At 42.2% G+C, this 6382-nt stretch carries 8 protein-coding genes and 1 pseudogene; 5 read left to right on the top strand and 4 right to left on the bottom strand.

Going from position 1 to position 6382, the window contains the following annotated elements; all coding sequences use genetic code 11:
• Nucleotides 1–425 precede the first annotated feature (425 nt).
• Nucleotides 426–1412: a porphobilinogen synthase gene (gene hemB, locus PX482_RS21050; protein WP_002759384.1), complete on the bottom strand. Its 987-nt coding sequence runs from the start codon at nucleotides 1410–1412 to the stop codon at nucleotides 426–428.
• Between the two features lie 620 nt (nucleotides 1413–2032).
• Here hemB and PX482_RS21045 point away from each other — a divergent pair.
• Both PX482_RS21045 and PX482_RS21040 read left to right on the top strand, forming a co-directional pair.
• Nucleotides 2033–2398 (top strand): phasin family protein, encoded by a 366-nt coding sequence (locus PX482_RS21045; protein WP_002759385.1) that lies wholly within the window; start codon nucleotides 2033–2035, stop codon nucleotides 2396–2398.
• A gap of 59 nt (nucleotides 2399–2457) precedes the next feature.
• Nucleotides 2458–2838, top strand: a complete 381-nt coding sequence (locus PX482_RS21040; protein ID WP_002759386.1) for a hypothetical protein — start codon at nucleotides 2458–2460, stop codon at nucleotides 2836–2838.
• 79 nt (nucleotides 2839–2917) lie between these two features.
• On the opposite strand, the gene PX482_RS21035 is transcribed toward PX482_RS21040, so the two are convergent.
• A complete protein-coding gene (locus PX482_RS21035) occupies nucleotides 2918–3067 on the bottom strand; it encodes a hypothetical protein (RefSeq protein WP_002752187.1) in 150 nt (49 codons plus the stop codon).
• 339 nt (nucleotides 3068–3406) lie between these two features.
• Complete coding sequence (locus tag PX482_RS21030; protein WP_223212999.1) at nucleotides 3407–3619, bottom strand: hypothetical protein; 213 nt, start codon at nucleotides 3617–3619, stop codon at nucleotides 3407–3409.
• Between the two features lie 28 nt (nucleotides 3620–3647).
• Between PX482_RS21030 and PX482_RS21025 the strand changes: the two genes are divergently transcribed.
• The 3 genes from PX482_RS21025 (at nucleotide 3648) to PX482_RS21015 (ending at nucleotide 5647) form a co-directional block, all read left to right on the top strand.
• Nucleotides 3648–4373, top strand: a complete 726-nt coding sequence (locus PX482_RS21025; RefSeq protein WP_196219828.1) for a hypothetical protein — start codon at nucleotides 3648–3650, stop codon at nucleotides 4371–4373.
• A 180-nt stretch (nucleotides 4374–4553) separates the two neighbouring features.
• The gene (locus tag PX482_RS21020; protein ID WP_043999086.1) at nucleotides 4554–4799 is read left to right on the top strand and encodes a hypothetical protein; all 246 of its coding nucleotides are present in this window, start codon (nucleotides 4554–4556) and stop codon (nucleotides 4797–4799) included.
• A 59-nt stretch (nucleotides 4800–4858) separates the two neighbouring features.
• Entirely contained in the window at nucleotides 4859–5647 is a 789-nt protein-coding gene (locus PX482_RS21015) for a hypothetical protein (protein WP_002759392.1), read from the top strand.
• 238 nt (nucleotides 5648–5885) lie between these two features.
• Here the strand turns inward: PX482_RS21015 and PX482_RS21010 are convergent.
• Nucleotides 5886–6167 (bottom strand): annotated as a pseudogene (locus PX482_RS21010) (retron system putative HNH endonuclease); the annotation flags it as partial.
• Nucleotides 6168–6382 lie beyond the last annotated feature (215 nt).

Below are 6382 nucleotides of genomic sequence, written 5' to 3'. Positions count from 1 at the left end.
TGAGGTGGCCAATTACCTAATTTTCAGGGAAAAAGTGCCTAAATTTCCCCCCGATCACTCCCAGATCCAGTACTTTTTGATTGACAAAAGGTCTAAAAGTCTTACCCAACAAAGTTTTTAGATTTATTCAGCCAGCCCTATGTAGTTGCTGGAATGAGAGGTTATCTACCGCTCCTGAACTCAATCGTTGGAAAGTATTTTGGCTCTTCTGGTTTCTGTGTGGAAACGAGGTCTATACTGATAGAATATCCGCAAAGTAGTCCTAAAAGTCTTGCCAAATAAGCACTTCAGGATTACATAAGCAAAAATTGTCACACAAAAAATTCGAGAAGAGCCAGTATTTTTTTCAGGTAATCCCTAGAATTAAGAGTAGCAACCTCACCACCCCCTTATCCTGATCGGCATGGTGGGTTCAATCATCAAGTTTAACCCTCTGCTAACCAGCGCACGGCATCCTTAGCGTGGTAGGTTAAGATAATATCGGCACCCGCCCGTTTAAAGCTAGTTAGAGTCTCTAAAGTCACTCGTTTTTCGTCAATCCAGCCATTTAACGCCGCCGCTTTAATCATTGAATATTCCCCCGACACATTGTAGGCAGCCACGGGTAAATTAGTCATTTCCTTGATTCTCCAGATAATATCCAGGTAAGATAGAGCAGGTTTCACCATTAACATATCTGCCCCCTCTAATACGTCTAATTCCACCTCTTTTAAGGCTTCCCTGGCATTACCCGGATCCATTTGGTAAGTTCTGCGATCGCCGAATTGGGGGGTAGAATCAGCCGCATCCCGAAACGGACCATAATAGGCAGAGGCATATTTAGCCGTATAGGAAAGAATCGGTGTATCACTATAACCCGCCTCATCCAATCCTTGACGAATTGCCTGCACAAAACCATCCATCATTCCCGACGGTGCAATGATATCCACTCCCGCTTTTACCTGGGAAACGGCAGTTTTTTGCAATAATCCCAGAGTGGGATCGTTTAACACCCTGCCGGTTAAATCTCCCGTTTGCAGATAACCACAATGACCGTGGTTGGTATATTCACACAAACAAGTATCGGCGACAATGAGTAGATCGGGAACTGCCTCTTTAATCGCTGTGGCCGCTTTCTGCACAATACCATGATCGTGCCATGCTCCCGTCGCCTCTGTGTCTTTACTTTCCGGCAGCCCGAATAAAATAATCGCTGGGATTCCTAAATCCCGCACTTCCTTGGCTTCGTCAACAATTTTATCGATTGATAATTGGTACACCCCCGGCATCGATTTGACTTCCCGGGCAATACCTTCCCCCGCCGTGGCGAAAAGAGGATAGATAAAGTCATTGGCTGTCAAGACGGTTTCACTCACCAGACGGCGCATTTGAGGGGTTTGACGCAGACGACGGGGGCGATGAATAGGAAACATAGTTTTTTGTGATTAAATCGGGAATCTGGTCTCGATTCTTTAGTTTAAATCTTTGGTTAGGATGAACACAAATCGATTCAGCCGGCTGCTGGCTGCCGGCAGCTAGCCGCAATATTTAGTTATTTTGAGCTTAATCAAACTATTTAGGTCAAAAATGACCTGATGAGGCTCTATCGTCGTTTTGAGGGCGAAAAACCAGCAATTTGACTAAAATTTAATCTTTATAGCGATCAATTTTGGTGTCGCCACCACCGCATCTATTTACAAAACTTTACCTCATCAGTTATCAGTTACCAGTTACCAGTTATCAGTTATCAGATGTGATACTAAATCCGTTTATTAAAAACTGATTATTTATTCTCCCTTTTGCCTCTTGCCTTTTGCATGAGTGCCTCTCCTCATAACTAGCTTATACTCAACGGATTTAGTATGAGTTTTCAGTTCACCGATGGCTCTCTTGGATATTGGCTGAAAAATGTTCACGGTGTTACATTAGCGGCGCAAGCGTTCACTGATTACTGTTTACTGTTCACTGTTCACTCACTCCCAAAACCCATCTCCATTTGGGAGAAGGATCGTTTATTCTAGGAAGTAAGAGCGATCGATTCAGGATTTTTGCTATGGCGAACTTAGGTGATTTAGTCAAAAAAGCAGTTTATTTGGGCGTAGGCATTGCTACTTATGCCGCCGAAAAAGCTGAAGTAAATTTACAAGAATTAAGAAATCAAGCCCAAAAATTAGCCGATGAGATGATTTCTCGCGGCGAAATGACGACGGAAGAAGCGAGGAAATACGTTGATGAGTTGGTGAAACAGGCACAACAGCAAACGGTGGCAGGTAATGAATCTAATATTCCCCATGAACCCCGACGGATAGAAATTATTGAAGATGAGGAAGACAGCAAAGCAGCCGAGCCAAAAGTAGATGAATTGCGGCAAAAGGTGGAACGTCTTCAGGAAGAATTACGGAAACTACAACAGGATTAAAACCTAGATTTTAGCGACAAATAATTAATTATTACCAGACAAGGGACGCAAGTATAAACATGGACGATTGGCAGAAAGATTTTTGGGAAGTGATCGAAACTGTGGCACTGGGAATTGAAAATTTTTTCCAAGAAGTTACCCAAACTATCGAAGAAATCAATGAAGAAATTATCATCGATCTGGAACAGTTTATTCAAGAGGTTTTACCCCAGGAATTAGAGGAATTTTTTAACCTCGATGAATACCCCTTTTCGGAATTAGATGAACCCTCGGATTTTACCCTCACTCCTAAAGTTAACCCCGATCCTAACACCCATCCTGCTTGTATCGGTTGCCGTAATTATCACGGTTATATCTACGGGGGTAATCTTCTCGTCTGCGGTTTCCATCCCTACGGTTGGGATAGTGATAGTTGTCCCGATTGGCAAGCAGAGGATTAATTATTTTCCTATAAAATCAGGTAGGGTTATTATCCCTACCCATAACCCTTATCTCAAAGCAGTTATCTGTCATTTTTAGTTAAGAATTACCCTTGGGAGCATGGTAAGGTTCAGAATCAAAAGGCTGCATCCCCACATCGGGATATTCGTCATTGTTGGGACTAAAAATGCGAGCAAAAGCCTCTGTTAGGTACTGGACAAAATTGTGTAACGTATCCTTGATATTCATTGCTTTTCTCTCCGACTCTCGACAATAATCTCTGTTTCGGATCAGGTTGATTCACCCCTCCATCCCCATTATCTGGTCAGAATCTCATCAATTGTTGACTTTTGAGATAATTCTTGAATAATCTTCATAAGACTTGATATTTTTTCTTGTTTATCTAAACTTTTATAATAATCCTTGTATTTTTGTAAAGGAAAAATTATTCAATTAAATCGCTGAACAGATATTTGATTGTTGTCCAGAAAGGACGGCTCTTCTCGACTTTGTGTGATAATTTTTGCTTATAGAATCGTGAAATATTTACTGGGAAAGACTTTTAGGAGTATTTTGCTGAAGAAACTATCAGTATAGACCCCGTTTCCACACAGAAACCAGAAGAGCCAAAGGACTGTATCTTTGTTGAGCATCTAAGCATAAATATCCATTGACAAAAACTTTTAATTGAGCATTATCTATCTCCTCATCCAAAAAAGGCTCGATGGCTGCCTTACGAAGTGCCTTGATTTGGTTGAGGTTTAATCCCAACTTTTCGATAGTATTAAAAGATGGGGTCACTAAAATAGATTCAGGTAAATAGTTAATCGTGAATATAAGCTTTTTACAGTTGTTTTTTTTCGGGGCGATCTCGCTAACCCTAACTTTCACCCTCGGCTATGTTAGCCTGAGAGCGATCTCGCGCTTTACCGTCAAGGAATGTATGGCCCTTGCTGGTGCTTCGGGAATGGCTTTACAATCGGCGATCGCTTTCGTTAATTTTCTTTGTGGCTTTTCCGGAAGAACTTTTTTCCTGTTAGCGACGGCTGGTTTATTTATTATCTCTCTATGGTTACTGACGCGACAATTGTGGCAAGCGGAAGAAAGAGAAAACTATAGATGGCTATACCTAGCGATCTTGTTCTGGCTCGTCCTGCTAGGGATGCAATTCTTCGTCGTGCTTTACAGTGGGGGATTTTACTACGGGGATTGGTGGATGCACTTCGATATCGCTCAAATTTTTTTGGGACTTCAGAAAACCGATACGGTTTACTTTGGAACTTATAATGTTACTTCTAGAACTCCTTTATTCAATCTGTTTTCTAGTTATTATCTGGCACTTTTAGAAAATTCATTTGCGGTTTATCAAATTACTGCGATTTTACCAGGAGTATTCCTGACCCTCCTAATCCCCCTCTTTCTGCGTCCGTCGTTAATTCCGTTAGCCTTTTTCCCCGTGGCTTTCAGTCCCTATTTGAGTAATATGATCACCTACCCGTGGCCGAAGGTATTGGCCACGGTCTATATCTTAACTGGCATCTATAGCGTTTCCTAAGCTAGTGAGGTACACCTATTTTTCTTCCCTTTTGCCTTTTGCCTCTTGCATGAGTGCCTAAAACCCATAACTTTTGTACCTCAGCAGACTGAAAAACGCTATATAGCGTTTCTGATTCACAAGAGGTACATTCCCGATCCTGAACAGCTTAATCAGCAAAGGTTTAAGTGTGCCGCACAGATGCGAGAACCGCTATATTTCTATCTCGACTTGAGAAACAATCCCCGCACAAGAGTCTATTCCCTTTCCGGGATTGGCTGTGGAGTTAGTTGGGGATTAGCCTTTCTCAGTCATCCTTCCGCCATACTCTATGTTATCGCCCCGATCGTCGATAATCTATGGGTAAATCGTAAAAATTTAGCTCTTGTCGTCCGTCAGTTATTTTTTCCGTTAATCCTAATGATCGCCGTGTGTCTTCCCTGGTAAGCTAAACGGCGCTTAACCTGCATGATCCAACAGCTATAACCCTTTTGGAGTCTATATCGGTGATCCGAAGTAAAAGCCGTTTAGCTTATTTATGGGGAATCTCTCACTTCGGTCTCGCCTCTATCTTCCAGACGGCAATGGGAACGACGGGGGGTGCGACTGCGAGCGTTAGAATTTCCGATGCTTTAAACAATGCCTGGTCTAGCGTTTATCCCCTCGAACTTTCCGATGCGGTTCAAGATCGAATCCAGAAAGGCCCCGGAGAGGGTGGCGAGTATTACACCTTACGCTATCGGCTGTGGAATTCATGGTTTCGCTTGTATTTTAGTGTTTTAGCTGGCTCTATAACGATAACCCTGAGCGCTGTCCTTCTGACGGTTTTCGGGAAACGAGTTTTCGGAAAAGTTCAGGGTAAACCTTTGTTTCCCAGATCATTTTTAGTATCGGTACTTGTAATCGGTTTTTTGGGAGTTTGTTTCCTGCAACCCGGATTTCATTGCGGGGGAATTATCGGCGAGAGTATGACTCCTATTGTGGTTCTGTTGCTCTTGATCGTTACCGAATATCTGGCCATGTTACCCGTGAGACTGAAACAGTTAATTCTCTTCACTATCGTGGGAGAGTTCGTTCTTTCTCGGGGGATTCACTTGTTATTTCTCGGTGCGGAAAAAACGGTAGTTTGGGATGGAAATGCCGATCTAAAAACTAACTATAGTTTACAATTCGCCCGGGATCTGATCGGTACTCCGATCGGCTTATTTATGGCGATAGTTGCTTTAATCATTTTCCTGGTGATCGGTTGGAAAACCGTATTGGAAGGCGGTGATCCTGGAGAATCCTTGCAATAACGATTATACCTTCTAAACAGGATTTAGTATGAGAGCATCCCAATTGACAACTGGCCAATTTTGTGAACCGCTTGCTGGCGAGCGAGTGGAAGGAACCACAGAGACACAGAGGACACAAAGATTGATCGCTTCCATATAAGTTAAACTGATCACACAAAAAATAAGAGAGCCGTACCTTGAGTTTATTGAGGTTTAATCCCAACTTTTCGATAGTATTAATTGCTGTTTGAACATCTTCTTGTGCGGGTTTAATTGTACCATCATCATTAAAAGCAAAGTGAGACTCACAATCGGGATTGAGTGGAGAGATTAAGAGATTTTCATCAAACCAGTTATCTTTTAGATTACCACAGTGCCGAGGTTCACCAGTCCTAAGATTTGCCTGACAGGAACATAGCAAATTGGCATAATCTAAGGGATCAACAGTGGGATCACTTTGAGGTTTAAAATGTTCTAAACCCCGACCAGCTAGAGAACTGGAGTTTTTTGACAAAAGCAGATAGACTAAATCTAGACTCACCGTTCGCTCAAATTTTTGAACTCGACCTTATTATCATGGCGAAAAAAGCTTACAGCATAAAGTTTTCAGAAGACCTAGCGGTGGTTAACTTGGAGAAAATTAATCCAAGGCGATCTCGGGTAATGATTGGGTAGTAGTGGCGTAGCTCTCTTGCTTACCTGGTATGAATTGTGTAAAATATTTATTAATAAAAATAATTGGAACCCGCTCAGTCT

Origin of the sequence: Microcystis sp. M53602_WE12, assembly GCF_030065455.1 — a bacterium.
GTDB lineage: Bacteria > Cyanobacteriota > Cyanobacteriia > Cyanobacteriales > Microcystaceae > Microcystis > Microcystis aeruginosa.
Note: the sequence above shows the minus strand (reverse complement) of the source record. Positions and strands in the feature narration are given on the sequence as shown.